General features: G+C 70.8%; 21 protein-coding genes and 2 pseudogenes. 11 read left to right on the forward strand and 12 right to left on the reverse strand.

Going from position 1 to position 25,738, the window contains the following annotated elements; all coding sequences use genetic code 11:
• Nucleotides 1-103 precede the first annotated feature (103 nt).
• Together ACLB9X_RS15100 and ACLB9X_RS15105 are read right to left on the reverse strand one after the other, a co-directional pair.
• A complete protein-coding gene (locus ACLB9X_RS15100; protein ID WP_410360854.1) occupies nucleotides 104-541 on the reverse strand; it encodes a hypothetical protein in 438 nt (145 codons plus the stop codon).
• A 520-nt stretch (nucleotides 542-1,061) separates the two neighbouring features.
• Complete coding sequence (locus ACLB9X_RS15105; protein WP_410360855.1) at nucleotides 1,062-1,571, reverse strand: hypothetical protein; 510 nt, start codon at nucleotides 1,569-1,571, stop codon at nucleotides 1,062-1,064.
• Between the two features lie 469 nt (nucleotides 1,572-2,040).
• On the opposite strand from ACLB9X_RS15105, the gene ACLB9X_RS15110 reads away from it, so the two are divergent.
• Together ACLB9X_RS15110 and ACLB9X_RS15115 are read left to right on the forward strand one after the other, a co-directional pair.
• Nucleotides 2,041-4,635, forward strand: a complete 2,595-nt coding sequence (locus ACLB9X_RS15110) for a bifunctional FO biosynthesis protein CofGH (RefSeq protein WP_410360856.1) — start codon at nucleotides 2,041-2,043, stop codon at nucleotides 4,633-4,635.
• Nucleotides 4,636-4,888: 253 nt separating this feature from the next.
• On the forward strand, nucleotides 4,889-6,019 hold the full coding sequence (locus ACLB9X_RS15115; RefSeq protein WP_410360857.1) for an ADP-ribosylglycohydrolase family protein: 1,131 nt from the start codon (nucleotides 4,889-4,891) through the stop codon (nucleotides 6,017-6,019).
• A gap of 270 nt (nucleotides 6,020-6,289) precedes the next feature.
• On the opposite strand, the pseudogene ACLB9X_RS15120 reads toward ACLB9X_RS15115, so the two are convergent.
• The 5 genes and pseudogenes from ACLB9X_RS15120 to ACLB9X_RS15140 form a co-directional block, all read right to left on the reverse strand.
• Nucleotides 6,290-6,726 (reverse strand): annotated as a pseudogene (locus ACLB9X_RS15120) (Na+:solute symporter); the annotation flags it as partial.
• A 24-nt stretch (nucleotides 6,727-6,750) separates the two neighbouring features.
• A pseudogene (locus ACLB9X_RS15125) lies at nucleotides 6,751-7,191 on the reverse strand (SDR family oxidoreductase); the annotation flags it as partial.
• A 203-nt stretch (nucleotides 7,192-7,394) separates the two neighbouring features.
• Nucleotides 7,395-7,604, reverse strand: coding sequence for a DUF397 domain-containing protein (locus ACLB9X_RS15130; RefSeq protein WP_410360858.1), 210 nt, complete (start codon nucleotides 7,602-7,604; stop codon nucleotides 7,395-7,397).
• A gap of 166 nt (nucleotides 7,605-7,770) precedes the next feature.
• Nucleotides 7,771-8,652 carry a helix-turn-helix domain-containing protein gene (locus tag ACLB9X_RS15135; RefSeq protein WP_410360859.1) on the reverse strand — a complete coding sequence of 294 codons (882 nt, stop codon included), beginning with the start codon at nucleotides 8,650-8,652 and terminating at the stop codon, nucleotides 7,771-7,773.
• Between the two features lie 231 nt (nucleotides 8,653-8,883).
• Nucleotides 8,884-9,612, reverse strand: coding sequence for a GOLPH3/VPS74 family protein (locus ACLB9X_RS15140; protein WP_410360860.1), 729 nt, complete (start codon nucleotides 9,610-9,612; stop codon nucleotides 8,884-8,886).
• Nucleotides 9,613-9,883: 271 nt separating this feature from the next.
• Here ACLB9X_RS15140 and ACLB9X_RS15145 point away from each other — a divergent pair, with 271 nt between their 5' ends.
• The 5 genes from ACLB9X_RS15145 to ACLB9X_RS15165 all read left to right on the forward strand — a co-directional run bounded on the left by ACLB9X_RS15145 (nucleotide 9,884) and on the right by ACLB9X_RS15165 (nucleotide 17,292).
• Entirely contained in the window at nucleotides 9,884-12,292 is a 2,409-nt protein-coding gene (locus ACLB9X_RS15145; RefSeq protein ID WP_410360861.1) for a D-alanyl-D-alanine carboxypeptidase, read from the forward strand.
• 188 nt (nucleotides 12,293-12,480) lie between these two features.
• On the forward strand, nucleotides 12,481-14,484 hold the full coding sequence (locus ACLB9X_RS15150) for an MFS transporter (RefSeq protein WP_410360862.1): 2,004 nt from the start codon (nucleotides 12,481-12,483) through the stop codon (nucleotides 14,482-14,484).
• A gap of 180 nt (nucleotides 14,485-14,664) precedes the next feature.
• Entirely contained in the window at nucleotides 14,665-15,429 is a 765-nt protein-coding gene (locus ACLB9X_RS15155) for an adhesin (RefSeq protein ID WP_410360863.1), read from the forward strand.
• 91 nt (nucleotides 15,430-15,520) lie between these two features.
• Nucleotides 15,521-16,042 carry a hypothetical protein gene (locus tag ACLB9X_RS15160; protein WP_410360864.1) on the forward strand — a complete coding sequence of 174 codons (522 nt, stop codon included), beginning with the start codon at nucleotides 15,521-15,523 and terminating at the stop codon, nucleotides 16,040-16,042.
• A 479-nt stretch (nucleotides 16,043-16,521) separates the two neighbouring features.
• The gene (locus ACLB9X_RS15165) at nucleotides 16,522-17,292 is read left to right on the forward strand and encodes a DUF2637 domain-containing protein (RefSeq protein ID WP_410360865.1); all 771 of its coding nucleotides are present in this window, start codon (nucleotides 16,522-16,524) and stop codon (nucleotides 17,290-17,292) included.
• A gap of 39 nt (nucleotides 17,293-17,331) precedes the next feature.
• Here ACLB9X_RS15165 and ACLB9X_RS15170 read toward each other — a convergent pair whose 3' ends face one another.
• From ACLB9X_RS15170 to ACLB9X_RS15180, 3 genes are all read right to left on the reverse strand, one after another.
• On the reverse strand, nucleotides 17,332-17,880 hold the full coding sequence (locus tag ACLB9X_RS15170; protein ID WP_410360866.1) for a GNAT family N-acetyltransferase: 549 nt from the start codon (nucleotides 17,878-17,880) through the stop codon (nucleotides 17,332-17,334).
• Nucleotides 17,877-18,380, reverse strand: coding sequence for a hypothetical protein (locus ACLB9X_RS15175; protein ID WP_410360867.1), 504 nt, complete (start codon nucleotides 18,378-18,380; stop codon nucleotides 17,877-17,879). Before ACLB9X_RS15175 ends, ACLB9X_RS15170 begins: the two co-directional genes overlap by 4 nt.
• A 78-nt stretch (nucleotides 18,381-18,458) precedes the next feature.
• On the reverse strand, nucleotides 18,459-18,767 hold the full coding sequence (locus ACLB9X_RS15180) for a hypothetical protein (protein ID WP_410360868.1): 309 nt from the start codon (nucleotides 18,765-18,767) through the stop codon (nucleotides 18,459-18,461).
• A 562-nt stretch (nucleotides 18,768-19,329) separates the two neighbouring features.
• Here ACLB9X_RS15180 and ACLB9X_RS15185 point away from each other — a divergent pair.
• Together ACLB9X_RS15185 and ACLB9X_RS15190 are read left to right on the forward strand one after the other, a co-directional pair.
• Entirely contained in the window at nucleotides 19,330-19,989 is a 660-nt protein-coding gene (locus ACLB9X_RS15185; RefSeq protein WP_410360869.1) for a formylglycine-generating enzyme family protein, read from the forward strand.
• A 431-nt stretch (nucleotides 19,990-20,420) separates the two neighbouring features.
• Nucleotides 20,421-21,083: a hypothetical protein gene (locus ACLB9X_RS15190; RefSeq protein ID WP_410360870.1), complete on the forward strand. Its 663-nt coding sequence runs from the start codon at nucleotides 20,421-20,423 to the stop codon at nucleotides 21,081-21,083.
• A gap of 436 nt (nucleotides 21,084-21,519) precedes the next feature.
• Here the strand turns inward: ACLB9X_RS15190 and ACLB9X_RS15195 are convergent, their stop codons facing one another.
• Nucleotides 21,520-21,933 carry a heavy metal-responsive transcriptional regulator gene (locus ACLB9X_RS15195; protein WP_410360871.1) on the reverse strand — a complete coding sequence of 138 codons (414 nt, stop codon included), beginning with the start codon at nucleotides 21,931-21,933 and terminating at the stop codon, nucleotides 21,520-21,522.
• A gap of 78 nt (nucleotides 21,934-22,011) precedes the next feature.
• On the opposite strand from ACLB9X_RS15195, the gene ACLB9X_RS15200 reads away from it, so the two are divergent.
• Nucleotides 22,012-22,743, forward strand: a complete 732-nt coding sequence (locus tag ACLB9X_RS15200; protein WP_410360872.1) for a tRNA-dependent cyclodipeptide synthase — start codon at nucleotides 22,012-22,014, stop codon at nucleotides 22,741-22,743.
• Nucleotides 22,740-24,944, forward strand: a complete 2,205-nt coding sequence (locus ACLB9X_RS15205; RefSeq protein WP_410360873.1) for a heavy metal translocating P-type ATPase — start codon at nucleotides 22,740-22,742, stop codon at nucleotides 24,942-24,944. The genes ACLB9X_RS15200 and ACLB9X_RS15205 overlap by 4 nt, the downstream gene beginning before the upstream one ends.
• 37 nt (nucleotides 24,945-24,981) lie before the next feature.
• Here ACLB9X_RS15205 and ACLB9X_RS15210 read toward each other — a convergent pair whose 3' ends face one another.
• Nucleotides 24,982-25,635: a class I SAM-dependent methyltransferase gene (locus ACLB9X_RS15210; protein WP_410360874.1), complete on the reverse strand. Its 654-nt coding sequence runs from the start codon at nucleotides 25,633-25,635 to the stop codon at nucleotides 24,982-24,984.
• Nucleotides 25,636-25,738: the final 103 nt, after the last annotated feature.

The raw sequence follows: 25,738 nt of genomic DNA on the forward strand, positions 1-25,738 counted from the left end.
CTTCGGGCGCCGGCCGATGTGGCACTCGGGCCGCCGTCTTCATCCTCCGTGGACAGGCGCTGGTCTGTGACGGAGGCGTGGGAACGTCGTGACGGCCGAGGCGTCAGAAGCTGGTGACCTCCACCGCGATGTCGCCGTCGACCTGGACCTCGACATCGACGTCCATGGCGAAGCCGAGGCGCGACTTGAGGGTGGCCTCGATTCTGGATTCGAGCTCGGCGGCGATGACGGCCTCGAGCTCGGCGTCGGCGTCCACCTCGGCCGCGGCGACAACCGCCACCCAGACCTCGAGGCTCCCGTCGAGGGCGACCTGCATGTTGACGGCGGCCGAGACGTCCGTGTCGAGCTGCGCCTCGAGAACGGCTTCCACGTCAGCCGCGATGGCCGTTTCGAGAGGCGTGACGGCCCGCTGCGCGGCCGAAGCAGCGGCAGGAGACGCGAGGGAGGCGGCCAGGGCGGCGGACGACGCACCCAGGGTGAGGGAGAGTGCGGCGACGGGGACGACCGCGGCCCTGAGAGCCTTACGGACAGTGAGCGACATGCTGTGAACCTCCATGAGCGGACAATGCCGTGGGGCCTGCCAGGCGGACAGGCCAGCCGATGCTTCCCCTCGCCTGCGGCATTCAGTACCAGTCACGGACGATTACGCTGAATCGGCCTAATGGTCCTACCGACCAGTCGGATGAACGCCGACGCGAGCCGCGAGCGGCGAACCGGGCCGTCCCCGCCCGTCGCCGGGACCCGCGCGCTTGCCAGCGGAACCGCTGCCCTACGAGGGCGAGTTCTCCCTCGTCAGTCCCGAGCGATTGACACCGTGCATCTTGTCTACGCGTCCACCCGGCACCCGAAGGACACCGAGTAGATCCACGACCTCAGCCGCGCGACGGCGTCGCACGCCAGGGGGCGCCGAGGTCGCAGCGTGACAGAACTCCCGCGCGCCCTACGAAGGCATCACGTTCGTAGCGGGTGACGGCTCCGGGGGGGGTGACGGCGGTGGGCAAGCCGATGCCGTCGCACGGGGCGGTCGAGGTGTTGCCCGGCGGCGCTCGCCGGTCGTCGCGTCAGTTGATCGGCTGCCGCGCCTCTTCGCGGACCTTCGCGACCTGCTCTGCGATCGCGTCGAGGTCGACAAAGTCGGGGTCCTGTGCGGCGGCGGCCGGCGTCAGGAAGGCGACGTAGGCGGCCGTGTTCTCGTCACCCCATGCGCACACCGGGATGGTCGCGGTGCCGTCCTCGTCCTTCGACAGCATCACCGTGCACTCGAGGTCGACGTCGGAGCCCGGCGGTGTGATGGTGCTCGCCGGCTTGGGCTCGCTCATGCCGTCCGCCTTCCGCATGCCGTCCAGGAGACTGTCACGGGGCTGCGCCGGATATCTGACCTGCCCGCACATTACGATGAGTACGACTCCACTGTTGCCGTCGGTGCTGGTGCCGTTGTAGGAGCCGCGGATCGCCTTGATGTTTCGGGCATCCGGTCCGGCACCGTGGCCGCTCTTCTCCATGTCGGCGTTCGCCTCGGAGGAGCCGTCCTTGATCAGCTCGTACTCGCCGTCCAGCAACGTCTGCGGCACGGTCAACCGGTACTCGGCCGCGGGGAACGGATGCGCGGCCTCCCTGGCGGCTCGGTCGGCGGCGGCATCGCCCCGCGTGCCGAGGTAAGAGGCCGAAAACGGAGGCTATCGAGCCGAAGACGATCCCGAGGACGAGACCGGTCCTGTTCTTGCGCGGCGGCCCTGACGGCGGCCGGCCCCACGGTCCGGGAGGCCCGGGATACGGCGGGTACGGCTGCGGAGGCGCAGACGGCTGTCCGTAAGAGGGCGGACAGGGCTGCCCGTACGGGTTCGGCTGGGGCGGCGGCGATCCGAACGGACCGGGCGGCTGCTGCGGTGGAGGCATGGTCATGATCACACGCTACGTGAGCGGGCATCGGCTCCCTGGCCGGAAACCAGGGTGCCCTCGCGGTAGAGGCTCAGGTCAGCCGCCCCCCTGCAACTCGGCCGCCCCATCCGGCCCGCGAGCCCGCGCTCGTATGCTCGCTGCATGACCGATCACGAGGGCGGACACGACACGGGACGGCCCACCGCGAACGCCATGCGGCGCGCGCTCAGGCGGGCCAGGGACGGCGTGGCGCTCGATGTCGCCGAAGCCGCCGTCCTGTTGCAGGCCCAGGGGAGCGACCTGGAGGACCTGGCCGCCTCCGCCGCGCGCGTGCGGGACGCGGGGCTCGAAGCCGCCGGGCGCGCCGGGGTCATCACGTACTCGAAGAGCGTGTTCATTCCGCTCACCCGCCTGTGTCGCGACACGTGCCACTACTGCACGTTCGCCACCGTCCCCGGCAAGCTTCGCCGGGCCGGCCACGGGGCGTTCATGTCCCCGGACGAGGTCCTGGCAATCGCCCGGCGCGGGGCCGAACTCGGCTGCAAGGAGGCGCTGATCACCCTCGGGGACAAGCCCGAGGACCGCTGGCCCGAGGCCCGGGAGTGGCTGGACGCCCATGGGTACGACGACACGATCGCGTACGTGCGTGCCATGTCGATCCGCATCCTGGAGGAGACCGGGCTGCTGCCCCACCTCAATCCCGGGGTCATGTCCTGGACCGACTTCCAGCGGCTCAAGCCGGTCGCGCCGTCCATGGGCATGATGCTGGAGACGACCGCCACCCGCCTGTGGTCCGAGCCCGGCGGGCCCCACTACGGCTCCCCGGACAAGGAGCCCGCCGTGCGGCTGCGCGTCCTTAAGGACGCCGGCCGGTCGAACGTCCCCTTCACCAGCGGCCTGCTCATCGGCATCGGCGAGACGTACGAGGAGCGCGCCGAGTCGCTGTTCGCGTTGCGCCGCGTCTCCCGCGCCTACCACGGCATCCAGGAACTCATCCTGCAGAACTTCCGCGCCAAACCGGACACGGCCATGCGCGGCATGCCCGACGCCGAGCTGGACGAACTCGTCGCCACCGTCGCCGTCGCCCGGCTCATCATGGGCCCGTCGGCGTGCCTGCAGGCTCCGCCGAATCTCGTCGACGGGGAGTACGCCAGGCTGCTGCGCGCCGGGATCGACGACTGGGGCGGGGTGTCCCCGCTGACCCCCGACCACGTGAACCCGGAGCGGCCCTGGCCGCAGATCGAGCTGCTCGCCGAGCAGTCGGCCGCCGAAGGGTTCGAGCTGCGCGAACGGCTGTGCGTGTATCCGGAGTTCGTGCAGCGCGGCGAGCCGTGGCTCGATCCCCGGCTGTTCCCGCACGTCCAGGCGCTGGCCGACCCCGACACCGGGCTCGCGCGCGAGGACGCGATGCCTGCCGGCCTGCCCTGGCAGGAGCCCGACGAAGGGTTCACCGCCACCGGCCGCACGGACCTGCACCGGACCATCGACTCCGAGGGCCGCACGCACGACCGGCGCGACGACTTCGACCACGTCTACGGCGACTGGGACGCGCTGCGCGAGGCCGCGGCACCCGGCATGGCGCCGCAGCGCGTCGACATGGACGTGCGCCGGGCACTGAGCCGGGCCGCGGACGATCCGACGAAGCTCACCGACGACGAGGCGCTCGCCCTCCTCCACGCCGACGGACCGGCCCTCGACACGCTGACCCGCATCGCCGACGAGCTGCGCCGGGACGTCGTCGGGGACGAGGTGACGTACATCGTCACCAGGAACATCAACTTCACCAACGTCTGCTACACCGGCTGCCGTTTCTGCGCCTTCGCCCAGCGGCGCACGGACGCCGACGCGTACACCCTCTCCCTGTCGCAGGTCGCCGACCGCGCCGCGCAGGCGTGGGACGTCGGCGCGGTCGAAGTGTGCATGCAGGGCGGCATCCATCCGGACCTGCCCGGCACGGCGTACTTCGACATCGCGCGGGCGGTGAAGGAGCGCGTCCCCGGCATCCACGTGCACGCCTTCTCGCCCATGGAGGTCGTCAACGGCGCGAGCCGGACGGGCATGTCGGTACGGGACTGGCTGACGGCTGCGAAGGAAGCGGGCCTCGACTCGATTCCCGGCACCGCCGCCGAGATCCTCGACGACGAGGTCCGCTGGGTGCTGACCAAGGGCAAGCTGCCCGCTGCCACCTGGATCGACGTCGTGCGGACCGCGCACGAACTGGGCATCCGGTCGAGCTCCACGATGATGTACGGGCACGTGGACCAGCCCCGGCACTGGCTCGGCCACCTCCGTACCCTCGCCCGCATCCAGCAGGAGACCGGGGGCTTCACGGAGTTCGTGACGCTGCCGTTCATCCACACCAACGCGCCCGTGTACCTCGCGGGGATCGCCCGTCCCGGCCCGACGGACCGCGACAACCGGGCCGTGACCGCCATGGCCCGCCTCCTGCTCCACCCGCACATCACCAATATCCAGACAAGCTGGGTCAAGTTGGGCGCAGAGGGTGCCGCGGAGATGCTGCGCTCCGGTGCGAACGACCTCGGCGGCACGCTGATGGAGGAGACCATCTCCCGCATGGCGGGCTCCGCTTACGGCTCGTACCGGTCCGTGCGCGATCTCACCGCGATCGCCGAGGCGGCGGGCCGGCCGGCGAAGCCGCGGACCACCCTGTACGGGGAGGTGCCGCAGGAGCGGCAGGAGGCGGCCGCGGCGTCCGACGGCCACCTCCCGGCCCTGCTTCCGCTGCTGCCGGACTGACGGGCGGGGCCCACGGGCCGGGCGGACGGGCGGGCCGGGGTGACCGGCAGCAGCCGCACATGGCCCAGCCCGTCGGCCGACGCCGTTCGGCCCTGCCGGGCGGCCTCCGCGCGCGGTCACAAGCGAACCTCCGACAGGATCCGACAGGAATGGCCACATATTCGCGCCAACCCCTGCGCGTCCCGGGAGCCCGGTTCTCGTTCGATTACAGTGCTGCGCCGGGCAGTGTTCGTTCGACGTCGTGGAGGGCACGGTGAGTGCAGCAGCCGCGGCCGTGTGGGGCCGGGCCGAGCAGCAGGACTTCCGTTCCCGCGTGCGCGGCGCGCTCCTCGGCGGCGCCATCGGCGACGCGCTCGGCGCGGGGGCCGAGGGAGCGGGCCTCGACGCGTTGCGCGCGGCGCACGGGCCGGAGGGCCTCGTCGACTTCGTGCCGGTGGGTGGACGGCGGGGGACGGTGACCGCGGCCACCCAGATGACCCTGTTCTCGGTCGACGGGCTGATCCGCGCCCAGGTGCGGCGGGACACCGGAGCCTGGCATCCGCCGACCGACCTGCACCGCGCGTATCTGCGGTGGGCCGCGACCCAGCGTGACTGGGGACCGGACGAGCGCCGCAAGGACAACGGATGGCTGGCGCGGGAGGAATGGCTCTACGTCCGCCGCGGTCCCTCCCGCGAGTGCCTGACCGGGCTCGGCGACGAGACCATGGGCACGCTGCAGGCGCCCAAGAACCCCACCGCCCGCGACGCGGGTGCGCTCGTGCGGTCGGCGCCGTTCGGGCTGTTGGTGGGCTGGGAGCCGCAGCTCGTGTGCCAGCTCGCGGTGGAGTGCGCGGCGCAGACCCACGGGCACCCGACCGCGTACCTGTCCGCGGGCGCGTTCGCCGTGATCGTGCACGGGCTCGCCCGCGGCGAGACCCTCGACGGCTCGGTGCAGCGCGCCCTCGCGCAGCTCGCCGCCCGCCCCGGCCACCAGCCCGTCACGGACGCGCTCAAGCAGGCGCTGGGCTCCGTACGGCAGGGCATCCCGAGTCCCGCCCGCGTCGCGGCGCTCGGCGAGGACGGGTACGCGGAGGAGGTGCTGGCGATCGCCGTGTACTGCGCGCTCGTCGGTGAGGACATCCGCCACGGCCTGCGCCTCGCGGTCAACCACGACGGCCCGTCGGAGGCGACGGGCGCGGTGTGCGGGGCGCTGCTGGGCGCGCTCCACGGGGAGACGGCGCTGCCGCCCGCGTGGCTGTGCGAGCTGGAGGGGCGGGGGACGGTGCTGGAGCTCGCGGACGACTTCGCGATGGAGATGACGCAGGGGCCGGCGCTGCACAGCCCGACGTCCACGGCGCCGGGCTGGCTGGCCCGCTATCCCCGCGGCGCGGCGGAACTGCCCTGACGCCGCCCCCGCCGCGCCCGCCTGGGCCCCGGGCCTGCCGCGCACGGCAGCGGGTGCCCTCGCTGAACCCTCGCCCCGATGCCCCGCCCCGGCACGCGCCCCGCGACGCCCGGGGCCTGCGGCCGCGCCGGCGGCGTGTGGTGGCCGGGCCGCACCCGGCGACGATGCGCCCGCCCCCGCAGGTGGCCCGGTTCGGCGGGCGACGATGCGCCCGCCCCCGCCGGCGGGCATTGTCGCCGGGTGCGGCTGCACGCAGGCGCGGCCCCGCCCTCAGCCGTCGGCGCCTGCCGGGACCGTGGCGCGCGCACCCGCGCCCGACGCCCCCGACGGACCGTCCGTGTTGATCTCCGACAGGACCTCGTCCCGCTCCGGCGTCGCCTCCGGCTTGACCCAGCCGGCCACGACGTGGAGCACCGGCGACACCGCGAGCGGCACCGACACCTGGTACTGCAGCGGCACTCCGCCCTCGACGTTCCAGCTGATCGCGTAGTTGACCAGCCAGAAGGCGACCAGCCCGACGCCCCGGCTGAGCAGCGCCGCCGTCGGGCCGCTCTTGCGGAACCAGGGGAGCAGGCCCAGCATCAGCAGGATCGCGATCGGGCCCAAGGCCGGCGACCCACTTGATGACGACGGTGGCGATGTCGCCGAAGAAGCGAGTTGACCTGCGTCGCGATCGCCATCGACAGGCCGAGGAAGAGCAGCGTCGTCTGCCCGCCCGGGGGCGGTACCGCCTAGCGCATCAGCTCGCCCGCATTGACGAGCAGTGACTGACCGGTGATCGCCCGCGCCCGCTCGGAGGCGAGGAAGGCCACGGCCTCGGCCACGTCCCCGTCGGTCGCGAGCTCCGGGAGCGCCATCCGCCCGGTGAGCCGCCCGAGCACCTCGTCCTCGGGAACGCCCTCCGTGTGCGCGGTCATACGGACGTACGCCTGGACCGGCGGTCCCCACATCCAGCCCGGCAGCACGGTGTTCACGCGGATCCGGTACGGGCCGAGCTCGCGTGCCAGGGAGTACATCGCCGAGGTGAGCGCACCCTTGGATGCCGCGTACGCCGCCTGGCGGACCTGTGAGGGCGCGGCGACGGCCGACTGCGTACCGATGACGACGACCGCGCCGCCCCGCTGCTTCAGCGCCGGCAGGCAGGCGCGGGTCATCCGCAGGGTGCCCAGGACGATCCCCGGGACCGACCGCTACGTCGACCTGCTCAGATGAGGGCCTCGGACGAGGATCTCGCTGAGGATGTCAGGTGAGATTCGATGGGATGGGCCGAGCCCCCTCGGCCGGGACGGCGAACCAGTCGAGAGGGCTCCTGTCGGTGCTGTCCGATTCTGGCTGAATACTCGCTGGTACTCGCGGGTGAATCGTGGCGCCGCGCTCAGTCGCGACCGAACGGGCGCTGCGCCACTTCGTTCACGAACGCATTCCACGAGTCGGGGAGGAAGGTGATCGTCGGACCGGCGGTGACCTTCGAGTCGCGCACGGAAACCGCGTCGACCACGGGGGACTTGACCTCGACGCAAGCACCGTTACCCGTGGAGTACGAGGACTTCGTCCAGGTCTCCGTGGCGCCCTGAATGATTGCCATGATCGCTCCGCTTCGGCAAGTGATGTGATGTGCGCCAACGTTCATGCTGGCGTGATCGACGCTACTCGCCGCGCTGGGAGCGCGAGACAGGCATTCACTCGACCGGATGGCATATACCAAGCGACTCTTCCATCACGCCCGTCCGGTGGTGTACCGTGCGGCACTTTCAGCCGATGAAGCCCCCCGCGGTCTCCCGTGCGTAGTGCTTCGCGATCGTCTCGATGAACTGCCGCGTCTGCTCCACGTTCAGCGCCTGGGCCCGCAGGTGCTCGTACATGACGCTGTACTTCTGCACGTCGTTGGCCTTCTCCAGGTACAGGTCGCTCGTGACGCCCTCGATGTAGACGACGCTCGAGTCCGAGGCGTCGGGGAACTCCAGGATCGCATACTGCCCGTTGATGCCCGGATGCGCGCCCATGTCGAACGGCAGAACCTGCACGGTGACGTGCGGCTGGTGCGACAGCTCGATCAGGTGCTCCAGCTGCTCGCGCATGAGCTGGTGGTCGCCGACCCTCCGGCGCAGCGCGGCCTCGTCGATCACCGCCCACAGCCGCAGCGGGTGCTCGGCGTCCCTGATGCGCTCCTGGCGGCGCAGCCGGACGCTGACCCGCTTCTCGATGTCCGGGACCCCGCTCTCCGGCAGGGCGCCGGCGATCAGCGCCTCGGCGTACTGCCGCGTCTGCAACAGGCCGGGCACGACCTGCGGTTCGTACACCCGAAGGCTCGCCGCGTCCGTCTCCAGGCCGATGTACACGCTGTACGGGATGTCGCCGAACGCGTGCCACCAGCCCTGCTGGCGGGAGTCCTTGGCCATTTGCATCAACGAGTCGACAATGCGGTAGTCCTCGACCTCGTACACCCCGCACAGGTCGCGGACGTCGCGCTGGCTGATGGAACGGCGGCCGTTCTCCAGCCTGCTGATCTTGGACTGGGACACGAGCAGGCGCTCCGCGACCTCCTCGGCCGTCATGCCCTTCAGTTCCCGGAGCCGGCGCAGCTCCTGGCCCAATCGGCGTCTCCGGACAGTGGGATTGACGTTGGACGCCACGGAACTGCACCTCCACCGCGTTGCTCTGCGTATCTACTGTTCAGCAGACTGCCACCAAAGGGCCTTCCTGCGCTGCCGAATGGCCACACACGCGAACGCGCGGGGCAGCGGTGAAGCTGCCCCGCGCGTTCTGCGGCTCCCGAACCGGGTCATGGGGACATCGGTGCGGCGTGGTGCGGATGGTGCGTGTGCCCGAGCGGTGGTGCTGCGGTACGCGGTGCGGTGGCGCGCTCAGTGCGCGGCGACGCGGGCCATGCCGCTGCGGCGTGGCTGCATCGGTACCGGTCCCGGCTGGCGGCTGCTGCCGTTCGCCGGCTGGCTACGGCGCGGCTGGGCGGCCACTCCGTTCTGGACGTCCATGACGGCGTGCGCCACGAGACCGCCCATCGGGTCGTGCCGGATGAGGTCCCGCAGCCGGGACCTCGAGGAACGCCCTTCGTTCCCGGGGTACAGGTGCTTGCCGAGACCGACCGCGTGGGCCAGTGCGGCGAGCGCCGCGGTCCGCGGGTCCGGCGGTACACCGGTGCGGATCGCACTGTCCAGCCGGGCCCTGATGTCCCGGCTGATCGCCGTGTCCGTCGCCTGGTAGCGAGTCGTCGGCAGCACTCCGCACATCTGGCCCGCCACGGCATGCACCATGCCGCACCGCTCCAGATGCGAGAGGTAAATCTGGCGCAGCCCCAGCCGGGGCCCGCCGATCCAGTGGACCGCCCGTACCGGACTGCCGCGTCGGCGCAGCAGTTCCAGTGCGGAGTCCAGAGTCGGATCTCCGGTCGGCCGTGGCATCACCACGGCGATACGATCCCCGTCTGGGGCTATCCGTCCTGCCAGAGCCAGCTCTACTAGCTGTGCCCCGGCCAGGCCGAGGTCGAGCGACTGCGGCTGCGCTGTGGTACCCGTGGCCGGGTCCAGAGCGAGCAGCAGAAGCTCCTCCGGAAGTGTTCTGCGGCTCCTGCCCATCCATGCCTCCCCGCGTGGATGAATGACAGGGTGACCCCTCTCACATTGGTCTGTCGAGAGCGCCTGGGTGCTTTGTTAGGGAACCGATAGGTATGTCGTTCTCGTCTAGCACGGGAGCCAAGCGCTCACACAGGACACTGGTAGATGGTTCGGACACGGCGGGCGCTCGTGCGTTTCGGGGGCTCGTCGTGACACTCGTAGTGCCGTACACGGGTGGTGTACGCACCTGGATACGCATGGGCGCACGGCAATGACTCATGAAGGAGGCACGGTGGCGGGCGAGTCCCCCGACAGGGCGGAGCAGCGGAAATCGTCGGGGGCGACGACGGGGAGCGAACGCGACCCGCGGCTCGCTGTGTTCCGCGAGGGTTCCCCGACCTCTTCCCAGCCGGCCGAGCCGTTGGCGTCGGCCGCGGAGCCGCCGCTGGACGAGCGGACGACGGTCTTCCGGGCGTTGTCCCTGCGGGGGCCTGCGGAGGAGGCCGCCGCGCCGGATGACGCTGTGTCCCCGGACGCCGAGGCCGACGGGGCCCCGGCGCTGCCGTCGGAGCCGGCCGACACGACCGAGGGTGACGCGCCCCGTGGTGCTGCGGCCCGGAGCGGCGCGGGCACTGGGGCTGCCGATGGCGGCGAGGCGTCGGCCCGGACGCCGTCCGAAGACGGCGACGGCGTGAACTCGGCCTCGGGCTCCGAGGAGGACGACGCGGCCGCGTCTTCGGGTGCGTCCCGTCCGGACGCCGCAGGCGACGACTCCGACGACAGTGACAGCCCCAAGGCCTCCGAGCCGCCGCTGAGCGAGCGGACGGCGGTCTTCCGGACACTGCCCGCGCGCGGTGCGTCCGACGCGGCCCCGGAGGCGGCCAAGAGCGACGGCGACGGCCGGCCCGGCGGCAACGGGAACGACGCGCGTCTGCGCGCGGCGGTGGCGGCGTGGGTGAGCAAGACCGACGACGAGCCCTCCGCCGACGCCCCGTCACCGGCGGAGAAAGCTTCCGCTGAAGCAGCGGACGGCGACGGCTCCGCCGACTCCTCCGCACCTGCGAACGAGGACGCGAAGTCCGATCAGAGCGCCAAGCCGAACGCGGAGGCGGGTGCGGGCCGCGCCGAACGGCCTCCCGTCGACCAGCCCACCACCGCGATCAAGGCGCTGCGCCGCCCTGTCGTCGACCAGCCCACGACCGCGCTCAAGCTGCCGCCGCTGCCCAAGCCGGCCGCCTCCGAGCCGGCGGCCGAGTCCACGCAGGAGCAGGCGGCCGGGGCCGGGCGTTCCAGCACCTTCGTGCCCCTGCGGCGCGACGACGCGCACGCCGCCGCCTACAAGCCGCAGGCCGCGGCCGCGCCCCTGCCTCCCGCCTCGCTCACCGAGGCCGAGCGGACCAAGCAGCAGCCCATGCCGCCGCTGCCCCCGCTCGACCTGCTCGCCGAGCTGACGAACACCCCTCCGCCGCCGGAGACCCCGGTCCGTACCGTCGTGCGACGCATCAAGATCTGGACCCCGCTGGTCCTGCTTCTGCTGATCGTTTTTGCGGTCGTGCAGATGTTCCGTCCGCTCCCGGCTCCGGAGCTCGCGCTCACCGCCGACGCGGAGGTCGCCTTCGAGGGCGGCAGGCCCGCGCTCCCGTGGCCTGGCGAGGGCCAGGGACAGATCGCGGTGTCGGGGCTGGGAGTCGTCGGCGAGTTCGGCGAGGAGAAGCCCGTTCCGATCGCCAGTGTCACCAAGACGATGACGGCGTACATCATCATGCGCGACCACCCCTTCAAGCGGGGCGAGGACGGCGCATCCATCCCCGTCGACGCGCTGGCCGAGAAGGAGGGCGGTTACGACAGGACCAACGACGAGTCGACCCTCAACACGATCAAGGAGGGCGACACGATCTCCGAACGCGACGCCCTCAGCGCGGTCATGATCCCGTCCGCCAACAACGTCGCCCGGCTGCTCGCCCGCTGGGACGCCGGTTCCGAGGAGGCGTTCGTCAAGAAGATGAACGACACCGCCAAGGAACTCGGCATGACGAACACGACGTACACCGACCCCTCGGGTCTCGACGCCAGCACCGTCTCCACGGCGGCCGACCAGGTGAAACTGGGTCAGGCCCTGATGAAGAACAAGGTCATGGTGGACATCACCCGTCAGCAGGAGTGGTACGACCCGTCCGGCAAGCGGCACAGCAACTACAACACGCTGATGCCGCGCAACGGCGCGATCGGCATCAAGACCGGATCGACCACCAAGGCCGGCGGCAACCTGCTGTTCGCGGCGTACAAGGACATCGGCGGCACGACGCAGACGATCGTCGGCGCGGTACTCGGCCAGAACAAGCCGTCCATCCTCGAGACGGTCAACCGCGTCAGCGAGGAGGTGCTGGTCGCCACCCGCGAGGCGCTGCAGGCGAAGACCGTCATCAAGAAGGGCGATGTCGTCGGCCACGTCGACGACGGCCTCGGCGGCCACACCCCGGTCGTGGCCACGAAGGACTTGACGGTCGTCGGGTGGTCGGGCCTGAAGGTCGAACTCGGCATGACGGACGGCGGCAAGAAGCTGCCGCACACGGCGACGGCGGGCACGGTCGTCGGCAGCCTCACCGCCGGTTCGGGCGCGGGCACCATCAGCGTGCCCGTCGCACTCCAGCAGGACCTGCTGGAACCGGGCTTCGGCGCGAAGCTGACCCGTATCGGCTGAGGGCCCGAGGGCCATCGGCAGCACGTGGGCGTCCCGGGCGACCGGGACGCCCACGTGTTAGCGTCCCGGGCAACTGAGGGCGCGGGGACGGCGTCCTCTCCGTACGAACGGCACGCGACGGAGCCCGGCAGCCCGGGGGACGACGGCACACAGGGACAAGACAGAGGGACGGAACGGGGAGAGCCGCAGTGACCACCGCTGAGCCGACACGGGCGGACGGCAGCAGCACGTGCGTGCCCGACGGCGGCGGCCCGGACCCGGACAGGCGTCGCGGGCCGCGAATACAGTCCACCCGACCGGCCCTGCCCAACGAGCCCGCGCACGTCGACAACGCCCCGGGCGCCGACGACGCTCCAGACGTCGACGAGGCCCCAGAGGTCCACGGAGCCCCAGAGGTCCACGAGGCCGACGCAGCCCCGCGCGTACACGAAGCCCCTGACGACGGGCCCGGCGACCGGCCCCCGGCGTCCCGTTCCCGCCACCTCGCCGCCCGCCTCGCACATCATCCCGTCGCCCTCGCCACGGCGTCGGCCGCCTTCGTGCACCTGCTCTGGTTCTTCTTCGTCGCCAACAGCGGCGGCGACATCGCGGCCCAGGACGCCTGGGCGGAGTTCGTCGGCCGGCACCCCGACTCCGCGTACAACCTCGCCTGGTACGGCGGGATGCACCCCGTCTCGTACAGCGTGGTCTCGCCCTACCTGATGTCCGTACTCGGCGTACGCACGACGATGATCCTCGCGGGGACGGTCTCCTCCGCCCTGACGGCCCTGATGCTCGTGCGCGTGCGGGCCGTCCGGAACCCGGCCGCCTGCGCGCTCGCGGGCGTGTTCGCGTTTCTGTGCAACGCGCTGTCGGGGCGGGTCACCTTCGGGCTCGGCATGATGTTCGCGCTCGGCGCGGTCGGCGCGGTCTTCTGCTGGCCGCACCGCTGGCGCCACAACCGCTGGGCGAAGGCGGCCGTCGCGTTCCCGCTCGCCGGGCTCGCCACCGCGGCCAGCCCGGTAGCCGGCCTCTTCCTCGGCGTCGTGGCCGCCGCCCTGTTCCTGGGCGGCCGCCGCCCGGGCGCGTACGCGGTCGGCCTCGCGCCGGTCGTCGTCGTGGCGCTCTCCGCCTGGCTGTTCCCGTTCTCCGGCACGCAGCCGATGTCGCTCCCGTCGACGTCGCTGCCCTTCGCCTTCGGCGTCCTCGTCTTCGTCCTCGTGCCGAAGGAGTGGCGTACGGTCCGCACGGGCGCGGCGGTGTACGCGCTCGGCACGGTGCTGACGTGGCTGATCGACTCGCAGATCGGGTCGAACGTGTCCCGGCTGCCGATGCTGTTCGCGGGTGTGGTGCTGCTCGCGGCGCTGCCGTACGCGGCACCGCGCTCGCGCAAGTGGTACGCCGTCCTGCTCGCCTTCGTGGGCCTGAACGCCTGGATCGGGTTCAAGGGTGTCGACGACATCGTCCGCACCGCGCCCACCGCGTCGTGGAACCGCGAGCTCGCGCCACTCATCGACCGGCTGCAGAAGGTGGGCGCGGAGCGCGGCCGGGTGGAGGTGGTCCCGGCGAGCAGCCACCGCGAGGCGTCCGCGCTCGCCCCGTACGTCAACCTCGCACGCGGCTGGAACCGCCAGGCGGACATGAAGCGCAATCCGCTCTTCTACGACGAGGAGAACGTCCTCACCTCCGCCACGTACCGCGCCTGGCTGGACCGTTGGGCCGTGCACTACGTCGTCCTGCCGAAGGGACGCCCGGACTCCAGCGGTGCGGTGCGCGAGGCCGAGCTGGTCAGCGAGGGGCAGCCGTATCTGACGCGGGTGTGGGGCGACGCGAACTGGCAGCTGTTCGCGGTGAAGGACCCGATGCCGATCGCCGACCCGCCGGCGACGGTCGAGCACGCGGGGGCGGGGGAGCTGACGATCCGTGTGCGGTCGGCGGGCCGTGTGCTGATCCGCGTCCCGTACTCGCCGTGGCTCGGCCTCGTCGACGAGGAGGGCAGGAGCGTGCCGGGGCCGCAGGAGACGGAGGCGTCGAAGCTGCGGTCGCAGGGGCCGCGGAGTTTCGAGAACCGGCACGGATGCCTGCTGCAGGCGGAGGAGGACCCGCAGGGCGACGAGTGGACGGAACTGCTCGCACCTCGCCCGGGCGTCTACCGGCTCGCGGCGCCCTATCAACTCCCGCGCGGTACGCCGTGCCCCGAGGAATTCCGGTAGGCCCGCAGTCTTACTCGCGTTAACACTTATGCGCCCGGTCGCACTGATGCATAGTGGACGCGTTTTGACATACCGATCAGTCGGCCTACGGGGTTTCGGTGCGACATGGCGTGCGAACGGTGCGGCGACGACGGCGCGGGAACGTGGGCGGCGAGGTCGCCCGGAGCGGCACGGCGGCTGATGACGGGTGTGGTCGCCCTGACGGCACTGGCCCTGGCCCTCACGGCGTGCGGCCCCTTCGGGGGTGAGACGGAGCCGGCCGGCGCGCAGGCGTCGGGCCCGGACGAGAACCTCGACGAACTCGGCGGCGCCCCGCAGCGGATCGAGCCGTCCGACGTGCCGAGTCCCGCGCCCTCGCCGTCCCGGTCCCTGGGCCGCCCGAAGCCGAAGCCGCCCCAGAAGCCGCAGCCTTCGCGCTCCGACAAGGGCCCCTCCTACACGGCCTGGGCCGGGCCCGGCTGCACGGGTGGCGGGCGCTACGAGGAGGAGGGGCGCTACAGCGACGGCGACGACGGCTGGTACACCGTGCGCTCGGGCGGCCACCGCGGCGACGGCTGCGACGGCAGCTTCACGGCCCTGCCCATGTCCGGCTCACCGGTCAAGGACCGCGGGAACAGCGCTACATGGTCCTGGTACGTGGGCAGCGGCTACACGAGCTGCTCGGTGGCCGTCGTCGTCCCCGAGAGCGACCGCGCTCGGGACGTGGCGGGCCGGCCGTCCACGTACCTCGTCCTGAAGGATCCCGGCGATCCGGGCAGCGCGGTCAAGACGTTCGAGATCGACCAGACGTCGCTGCGCGGCAGGGGCCTGGTCATCGAGAGGGTCCCGGTGCACGACCAGCGGCTGACGGTGCGACTCGTCGACCGCGGGCAGGACTGGGGCGGCGACGGCCGCGACGGAGCGCACCACGCGGCGGCCCAGATGCGCGCGGAGTGCCGCGCCTGAGGATGACGTCCGCCGCCCGCGCGGCGCGCCCTGTTGCTCCGGGCGCGACGAGTTGCTGCCCTGGCCGCACTCGTGCGGGGAGAGGGACAGGATGAGCGACGACCAGAAGCCGATGGCGCAGGTGCAGGCGTCCGCCCGCGGATGGCACTCGATCCAGCTGGCCGTGCTGGGCTTCGTCGGGATCTGCGGCGTCCTCAAGGGCGGCAACGGCTCGCAGGCGCCCCGGGGCGTCGAGATCGTGGCGGGCGTCCTGATCCTCGTGGGGCTCGCCGTGGCCTGCTGGGCGACGTATCTGGTCGGCCGCGTCGCCTGGCCGCTCTCGCCGCCGGACGCGGGGAGCGGCGCGAGCCGACGCCTGAGGACCGGGCTGACCCTGACGTTCGTCGCCGTCGTCCTGGTCTCCACGGCCGCCACGGCGTCGTGGTGGCCGACCCCGGAGGACGCGTCGGCGTCCGGCGGCTTCGTCCGGGTCGGCACGTCGGCGGGCACGCTCTGCGGGACCCTGATGGAAGGCGGGGACGGCGGCACCGTCCGCCTCCTGACGGAGGGCCGGCACATCGACATCCCACTGAGCGGGATCTCGACCCTGGATCCTGCGGAGTCCTGCCCGTAGAGCTTGCGCCGAGCGCGGGCCGCCGGACTGGCCGGCGAGGAGGACAAACGCTCGACTCATGACGCGCAGGGTGAGAAGCAGATAGTGCTAATTATGAAACGTTCTCGCGGCGCTTCCCCGCGCCAGGGTCACCCATTCGCCACGCATCTGGAGGAGAGGGAGCGCCGTTAGTCGGGATATGACGAAAGCAGGGTTCCACGGCTTGCCCCGACGCGACGCGAGGAAGGATGATCTGCCCGCGACCCGTGATGCGACAGCGGGAAAATATACTTACACGTTTGGCGTGGCGCAGTCGGCGCTCGATGCGCGTGGCACCTTGCACGGGGACGGCGCGCGGGTCCAACCCCAGGCCACCGATTCACTGCTCCGTGATTTCCTCGCACTGCTGGAGGCGGCCCAGGAGGAACTCAACCAGCGATGGAACGGGCCGGGAAACTCTGGTTGCCACGCGGACCGCGCGTGACGGGAGCGGATTTTCCATGAATCACGACTACGCGGATCCGTCCTTTGTGCGGCATGAATGGTATCCGGACTCGTACACCTATGGGACGGGTACGGGCTGGCACGGCGGTTCTGTCGATGCCCTGGACTCAGGGACTGCCTGGGTCCCCCCGGACTCGCGCTGGGACCCCGTTGAGGAACTCGCCTATCTCCTGCAGGAGGCTGTTCCGGCAGAGCCGGCGGCCACGGTGCCGCCACCTCGCAGCGATGCGTCACCCGGCGTCGACTTCACCGACCCGATGGAGAACCTGACACGGATCACCGCTCAATTGCCGCGCATCCCACGTTCTTCTCCCGGGCACCGGAAGATTCGAGTCCGGAAATCCCGGCTGAAATGGTTGCAGACCGGCGGCTTCCTCATCGTCGCCTTCGTCGCCGCCATTGTGGCGATGGTCAGCGTATTCGGTGGTATGGCGGCCTACGGGCCGTTGCAGAGCATCATGTCCGACACGAAGAGCGGGACGATTCCCTGGTGGCCTCTTCTCGTGTACGGCCCCTGGTTGGCAGCCTCTCTCTCCATCCTGCGAACTGCTTTGCACCGGCGCCGAGCTGTGCACTCATGGCTCATCGTTCTGCTGTTCTCCGTGGTCGCGGTCCTGCTGTGCCTGGCGCAGGCCGAGAGGACCTTGACGGGGATCGCCGGAGCCGTCCTGCCACCCGTCGCGTGCCTGGCTTGCTTCCATCAACTCGTCCGCCAAATCACCTTGACCCGGCCACCACGCCAGACCACGCCCCGCCATCGTCAGTAGGGTCACCTGGCCGCAGAGCCGTCGCGGTCGAGCACGAGTTCAAGCGGACGGCGTGACCGAGGACCAGACGCCGAACCACTGCTCGGCGCCGTACTCCTCGAACTGCTCCACCTCGGTGAACCCCAGCTTCGCCGCGAGGCGCATCGCGCGGTCGTTGGCGTTCTGGGTGCAGAGGACCACCGGCTCGCCGGGAAGCGCGTCGGCGAACCAGTCGAGCGCTGCTGCGCACGCCTCGGCGGCGTACCCGTGTCCCCACGCCTTCGGCAGGAACATGTAGCCGAGTTCGGCCTCGCCGCCGTCCGGACGGACATGACCCGGACGTTCTGCGTCGCGCCGGTCGAGCGTGATCGTGCCGATCATTGCTCCGCCGAGGTCGATCACGAAAAGGCCAGGACGCCGCCCGGGGACCTCAGGCATGGCGCGTTCGAGCTCATCACGCGGTCGAGGGCCACCGAGGTAGGTGCCCACCTCTGCCGAGGCGAACAGCTCGATGAACGCCGCACGGTCCCGGGCCTCGGACTCGCGGAGTACGAGCCGCTCGGTCCTGATCGGGGCAGGAGGCCAGGCGACGGGTCCGAGCTCAGTCATGGCGAGCAACCTATCGCACGCCCGCCGAGCAAGACGCGGTGTGAAGGGGCTTCAACCGGCGGTGGTGCTCGCTGTGAGAACACGGATGGCTTCGCGCGTGTTGTCCGCGGCGAAGCGGACTTCTCGCACGTCCTGCGTCGGCTTGCCGGCTTGGGCGCCACCGGGTACGGCTCGCGCAGCGTGACGCTGAGGGTGGTGGAGTCGCCGATCGGCATCGCCAGTACTCCATCGGCGATCTGGACCGCCCTCCGGTAGCCGCTGTGCCGAACCGTACGCACCGACTCCACGAGTTCGAGTGGAATGGCGATCTGGGTGAAGTGGGCGAAGCGCAGCACCACTTTGCCGTCGCCAACGGTGTGGGGGCGAACGGAGAGCGCTGCGATGAACCCGAGGATCCATACCGTTCCGTACACGGAGAGGACCAGCAGAATGATGCGTACGACCGGCCAGGGGATCAGGAATTCGACAGCCAGGATCTCCAGCGGTACGAGAAAGACCATGGCCCACATGATTCGCTTGATTTCGGAGCCGTAGGTCAGGATCTCGTGGCCCTCTGGCGCGTCAGGCTTACGACGGATTTAGCGCCAAAGAGCCCGGAAGAGTCCGAACTCCACCCTCATCGCCCTAGCGACGGGCGCGGGCAGGACTGCGGACAGGGCCTGGTTGAGGGCCTCCTGTCCGTCGGCTCCCTGACTCCGAGAGGTCTTGAATGCCCGTCTGGCGAGCGTGATTTCGGTGATGACGATCCCGGCGAGAAGGACTTCGAGGAGCAGTCCCACCGCCACAGCCTCGCCAAGGCTGAACACGCCGGTCCAGACGAGACAGACCTGAGCGAGGACAACAGTCGGTGCCGCCCATCGGGCAGCCGTCGCCAGGTGTTTTCGCAACGCCAATCACCTTTCGCTGCAAGGCCGTTCGATGCCCCCGCCATCGTCCCAGCTCTTTCTCCGCCGCAAAGCGAGGAGATTCCTCAGGTGGCCGTATCCGATCGTGCGTGGCGGGCGGTGGAGAACGGTGCGCCGCGTACGCCGCCGTCACCGCTTCCCCGGTCCTGTTCCACGACGACCCAGCTCTCGCCGGTCAGCTGCTGTTCGAAGAACGCGTCCGGCAGAGGCCGTATGCCTTGCGACCCCAACCGGTTCCCCAGCTGTTGCGGACTGGAAGGCGCCCGGTCCGGTGCCGCGGTCATAGGTGCTTCGGCGCGCGGCGGGACGGAGGATGAGGACCATGGAGAACGAATCCGCCGCGGTGGCCCGCGCTGCACTACGAGGAGCCGAGGCCGGTGCCTACTGGTTGTCGTAAGCACTTCATTGGGGGTCACCGCACCGACCAGAAGTGGTTCCACGGTGTACGAAGTCGATCTGGCTCCACCGCTGTCGGAGAGATCGGCAAGGCGGTGGGGAGACGCCGATAGGGTGGCCTGTCGTGGACGCGGGGGCAGGAAACGAGATGGTTGCGGTCCCGTCGGGACAGGTGACGCTGTCGGACCGGCGGACGCAGAGCAGGTGGCCGGTCGAGGTCGCGCCGTTTCAGATGTCGGCGTTCCCGGTCACGCAGTCCTGGTATGCACGAGTCACGGGCCGACGGCCGAGCAGCGCCCAAGGCGAGCGGCTCCCGGTTGAGGGTGTTTCGTGGTGGGACGCGGTCCGGTTCTGCAACGCCGTGTCCCGACGTGAGGGGCTGACGCCTGCGTATCACCTGTGCGTCGACGCCGAGACGGCCGAATGGGACACCTCCGCAGACGGGTACCGGCTGCCGACCGAGGCCGAATGGGAGCACGCCTGCCGTGCGGGCACTACTGGCCCGCGGTACGGCCGGCTCGACGAGATCGCCTGGTACCAGGGCAATTCCGATGGGCGGATCCACTCCGTCGGCGGCAAGCAGCCCAACGCATGGGGCCTGTACGACATGCTGGGCAATGTGTGGGACTGGTGCTGGGACGTCTACGACGCCGAGGTGTACGGGGCTTACCGGGTGCTCCGTGGTGGTGGATGGGCCGACGAGCACTGGAGCTGCCGGGCGTCGGTGCGGCGGCGCAGTCACCCGACCTTCCGGATCGACGACGTGGGATTTCGCATCGTGCGCTCCACACCACTGCCTCGGCCGTAAAACAGCGTCGCCTGACGCCGAAAGGAAACAACAGGCAAGCTGCCGTACAACACTGAGTCCAGATCAGGGGTCGAAGACGTCGGTGCGCACCGAGGTGCGTACCGACCGGCTTTGTTCCAGAGGGCCTTCAGCCGCGGGGCGCAAAGCCCTCGTTCCAGAACGTTCATCGCATCGGGCGTACAACAGTCCCGTCTTCTCATAGGTCTTGGGGGCGTGGTGTTCTCTGCCGCACCCGCACGTGCGTCCTCTACGTGCTCCGCCGATGGGCAGCACTCACGCACCGCTGGATCAGCCGCACTGGCGACCCACCGTGCCTGCACCGACTTTCGATCCTGCGCTGCTGAGAGCTGCACCAGCGTGACGCCGCACCACTGGTGTCGGCGTGGCTGCTGCCTGCTCTCACACACCAAGATCTGAAAGGCCATACCCGCATGACCACCGTTCTCGAGCCCGAGCGCCACCAGACTCCCGCCTCGAAACATCGCCGCCCCACCTTCGACAAGAAGTCACTCCCGGCTCGCTACAGCGGCCAGATGCTCTACTTCTTGGGCGCCGCACTCATTGCCGGCGCCGTCGTCCACTACCCGATCAATCCGTCGCTGTACGCGATCATCTGCGTCGTCGGCGCCTTCGTGTTCCTCCTCGGCACCATCCTCAACGAGTTCGTGCTGGCCGACGAGCGTCCGGTGCTGAGACAGGCAGTCTCGCTGGTCGCGTTCTCCCTGCTGCTGTCCTTCGGTGTCGGCCTGGTCGGCGGCGGCATCCAGCACTTCGAGCAGTTCCCCGAGCGCAGCGCCTGGATGACCCCCGTCGGCCTGCTCATGTCGTACGTCGCGTTCGTCGCCAAGGACTCCAAGGGCCGCTGGCGGCACCTCGTCACCCCGTTCGCGGCCGGCGTCGTCGTCCTCGCGGCCCTCGCCTGGCTGGGCATGACCGCCCTCGCCGGCACCATCAGCTCCGATGGCCACAGCCACGACCACGGCTCCACGACCCAGACCCCCGCAGAGCCGGAGCAGGCTCCCGTTGAGCAGGACCACCCGGCCGAGGCACCCGCCGAGCCGGCAGAGGATGGCCATACGTCCCATAGCCACTGAACCCGGTCCGGCACCTCGTAGCCGTTCTCGCGGGCCCACGCGTGGACCAAGCTGGGCTCGTAGTCCCGCTCATGGCGCTTGCGCTTGCTGTCGGCGGGCTCGGGATGCGGCGTGCTCTTCCGGGCGCGCAACTCGGCGAGGCGTTCCTCCAGCCGGTTCTCCTCGCTGGTGATCTTCCCAGCTCGCCGCGGCGGGTGCGGCCCTTGACCAAGGACATGGCCTGGTCGGCTGCCTGGCGACCGCCCGGGGTGGCGGCTTCTTCCGTGGCGCGGGCCACGCGGAGACCAAGGCTTCCCGGACAGTGCGCCGATGCATGCCGTACTTGCGCGCGAGAGCGCGTACCGCTGGACAGTCTCATCGCAACCACTCTCCGTGGGCCTGGAACCCTGCCTCTAGGAAGGTCAAGCCGCACGGGGTCACGTCGCCAGACGCGGGGTCAGCTGCCCTGGGTTGGGGTGGACTCGATGATGTGGCAGATCACACCGGGCTCTCCGCGGTCCGCCGCCTGGTCGGCGCGGTCGCGCGCCCTCTGCAAGGTCTCGCGCAGGGCCTGCAGGTCGGCGATGCGCTGGTCGATCTCGGCCAGGTGCTCATCCAGCAGGCCGGTGACCAGCTCACACGGCTGCTGACCCCGGCGTTGCAGGTCGAGGATGCGCTTGATCTCCTTCAGGCTCAGGCCGAGGGCCTGGGCCTGGCGGATGAAGTGCAGTACGGGCAGCGCGTCGCTTGTGTAGGTGCGGTATCCGGCGGGGGTGCGGTCGGGCGGGTCGATGAGCCCTGCGGTCTCATACAGGCGTACGGCCTTGGGGCTGAGTCCGCTCTGTGCGGCGATGCGGCCGACGGTGAGCATGCCGGTCTCCGTTCGTTGGTGCGTGTCTCCAGTGTCGCCTTGACCTTGCCCTAAGGGCAAGGTTCTACGGTGCCGAGCATGACGACGGATCAAGGGGACGACTGTCCGCCGATGGCGGTGGAGCCGTTGAGCGCCGCCTGCGCGGCCGTGGTGGAGCAAGGCGAGCACGCCTGCTTCGGGATCAGCCCGTTCAACAGCTACTTCTCCGCCGACCGTATTCGCGAGCTGGCGGCGTGGGGGCTGACCCGCTTCGAGCGGGTGGACTTCTTCGTGCCGGACGCGCCGAGTGCCTTCACCTTCGAGGCGTTGGGATACGCGCCGGAGAAGGCCGCGTGGAAGGCGCGCAGGCAGGGCCAGTACACCCGTAACAAAATCACCACGGCGCTGCGGTCGCTCGGGGTGGCCGATCCCGGGGCGCGGGTGCTGGGCTGGCCCGAGCTGGAGGGCAACGCGGCCTTCGCCCGGCTCCACGAGCAAGGGCTGAAGCGGTACGCCGAGGACCCGGGCTTCCGGGACGCATGCCGGGAGGCCTCCGGCCGGGTGCTGGCCGGGAAGCTGCCGCCCGGGCAGCGGCCGGACGAGGAGCAGGTCGAGCGGGCGGTGCGCTATTTTCTGGCCGAGCTGCCGTTGTTCCTGGACACTCCGTCCATCGTCGGCGCCGGGATATCAGTCTTCTGCTACCACCAGCCGCCCGAGGTGCTGCGACGCCTGTACGCAGGTGAGCTGGGCTGGCGGCCGGCCGCCGGGCAGGGCTTCGCCGTGGTCACGCCGGCAGGCCGAGAATGGATCGGGAAGGAACCACCACGATGACCACGACGACCGATACCGGCACCGGCAGCCCCATAGAGCTGGCGATCACCGGGATGACCTGCGCCTCCTGCGTGGCGCGGGTCGAGCGGAAGCTGGGCAAGCTCCCCGGCGTGAGCGCGACGGTGAACCTGGCGACCGCGACCGCGCACGTCACCCGCGAGGACCCGGCGGTCGAGGTGGCGGAGCTGATCGCCGCGGTCGAGGCCATCGGATATGGCGCCGAGGTGTCCGGGGTCCGCGTGCCGGAGGCAGAGGAGGCTGAGGCCGTCGATGCCGAGCAGGCGCATGTCGCCGGGCTGCGGCGCCGCCTGATCGTCTCGGCGCTGCTCGGACTGCCCGTGGTCGTCATTTCGATGATCTCCGCGTTGCACTTCGCCGGGTGGGAGTGGGTCGCGCTGGCGCTGGCCACGCCGGTGGTGGCGTGGGGCGCGTGGCCGTTCCACCGAGCGGCGGCGGTGAACCTGCGGCACGGCTCGGCGACCATGGACACCCTGGTCTCTCTGGGCGTGCTGGCGGCATATGTGTGGAGTGCGGTGGCCCTGGCCGTGGGCGAGAGGCACCTGTACCTGGAGGTCGCCGTCGTACTGACGGCGTTCCTGCTGGCCGGGCGGTTCTTCGAGGCCCGCGCCAAGCGGCGGGCCGGTGAGGCGATCCGGGCGCTGATGGACCTGGGCGCCAAGGACGTCGCCGTGCTGCGCGATGGAGCCGAAGTACGCATTCCCGTCGAGGTGTTGATGGTCGGGGATCTGTTCGTGGTGCGGCCCGGGGAGAAGATCGCCACGGACGGGGAGGTCGTCGAGGGCGCCTCGGCGGTGGACGAGTCGCTGCTGACCGGGGAGAGCGTGCCGGTGGAGGTCGAGTCCGGCTGGCCGGTCACCGGCGCCACCGTCAACAGCCACGGCCGACTCCTCGTCCGCGCGACCCGGGTCGGGGAGGACACCAAGCTGGCGCAGATCGCCGCACTGGTGGAGCGGGCGCAGACCGGCAAGGCCGCGGTACAGCGGTTGGCGGACCGTATCTCGGCGGTCTTCGTCCCGGTCGTCATCGCCCTCGCCGCAGCCACGTTCAGCGTGTGGATGCTCACCGGCGCTGCGGCGGCGACCGCGCTCACCGCGGCCATCGCCGTGGTGATCATCGCCTGCCCATGCGCGCTCGGCCTGGCCACACCGACCGCGCTGATGGTCGGCACCGGACGCGGGGCCCAGCTCGGGCTCCTGATCCGCGGCCCGGAGGTCCTGGAGTCGACCCGGCGGATCGACACCGTCGTACTCGACAAGACCGGCACGGTCACCGAGGGCAAGATGCGCCTGGTCGACGTCATACCGGCCGACGGTGCGGACGAGGGCGATGTGCTGCGGCTGGCCGGCGGGCTGGAGGATGCCAGCGAGCACCCGATCGCCGCTGCCATCGCCACCACGGCTCGGGAGCGGCTGGGCGTGCTGCCTGCGGTGACCGGCTTCGCCAATACTCAGGGGAGGGGTGTGACCGGGCAGGTCGAGGGCCGTACGGTCCGCGCGGGGCGGGCGGCGTGGCTGGAGGAGCAGGAGGGGCTGTCGCTGCCGGAGGAGCTGCGGCGCGCGCAGAAGGAGGCCGAGGCGGAGGGCCGTACGGTCGTCTTCGCCGCCTGGGACGGGCAGGTGCGCGGCGCAATGGTGGTCGCCGACACCGTCAAGGCGACCAGCGCCGAGGCGGTGGCCGACCTCAAGCGGCTCGGGCTCACCCCCGTCTTGTTGACCGGCGACAACCAGGCTGCGGCCCGCGCGGTGGCGGCCGAGGTCGGCATCGACAAGGTGATCGCCGAGGTCCATCCCGAGGACAAGGTCGCTGAGGTCGAACGTCTCCAGCAGCAGGGCCGGGTGGTGGCGATGGTCGGCGACGGCGTCAACGACGCAGCCGCGCTCGCCCAGGCCGACCTGGGCCTGGCCATGGGCACCGGCACCGACGCGGCGATCGCCGCCTCTGATCTGACCCTGGTACGCGGGGACTTGCGGGCGGCGGCGGACGCGATCCGACTGGCCCGGCGCACCCTTCGTACGATCAAGGCGAACCTGTTCTGGGCCTTCGCCTACAACGTCGCCGCGCTGCCCCTGGCCGCGCTCGGCATGCTCAACCCGATGATCGCCGGTGGCGCGATGGCCTTCTCCTCGGTCTTCGTGGTCTCCAACAGCCTGCGGCTGCGCCGCTTCCAGCCGCTCCGCTGACCAGGCAGAAGGGCGGCTTGCCCGCCCCACCCGCGCTTCACCCGTCGACGGACTCAGCGGCGGGCTTGCGGGCGGCCAGGCGTTCGACGATGCCGAGCTTCAACCGGTCCCGCTGCTCGACCTCCAGGCCCCCCGCCTGTACGTGCTGAAGCGGTCGCCGCAGCACGTGCTCGCCGCCCAGCGGAACACTGACCAGTTCGATGAGTCGCTGGAACGCGCGGACGGGCCAGGCGGTGCTGGGGACGTGGTCCAGCAGGAGGAGTCGGCCGCCGGGCTTGAGCACGCGGATCATTTCGGCGATGGCGCGCTGGTCGTCGGGGATGGCGCACAGGGACAGGGTGCACACCACGGTGTCGAAGGAGGCGTCGGCGAAGGGCATGTCCTGGGCGTCGCCTTCGCGCAGGTCTGCGGTCCGCCCGAGCTCGTCGGCGCGGTGACGGGCCCGAGCCAGCATCTCCGGGCTCCACTCGATACCAGTCAGCTGGATGTCCGGAGGGTAAAAATGGAGGTTCAGGCCGGTGCCGATAGCGACTTCCAGGACGTCGCCGCCGGCCTGGGAGCAGATCCAGGTGCGGCTCTCGCCGAACAGAGTGCGGTCGAAGAACCGCATCTGCCGGTCGTAGCTGCGGGCGTGCTTGTCCCAGTAGCGGCGCAGCCGCTCGCTGTCTTTCGGTTCGGGCACATGGGTCATCCTCTACGCCGCAGGCCTGCCCCGCACTTCGCGATCGGCAGGCGGGTGGGCCCGGCCGGGGTCACTGCCCGGCCGGGCCACGTCGGCGGTGCTCATGGCCGCG

It is taken from the genome of Streptomyces sp. 5K101 (assembly GCF_046506645.1).
GTDB lineage: Bacteria > Actinomycetota > Actinomycetes > Streptomycetales > Streptomycetaceae > Streptomyces.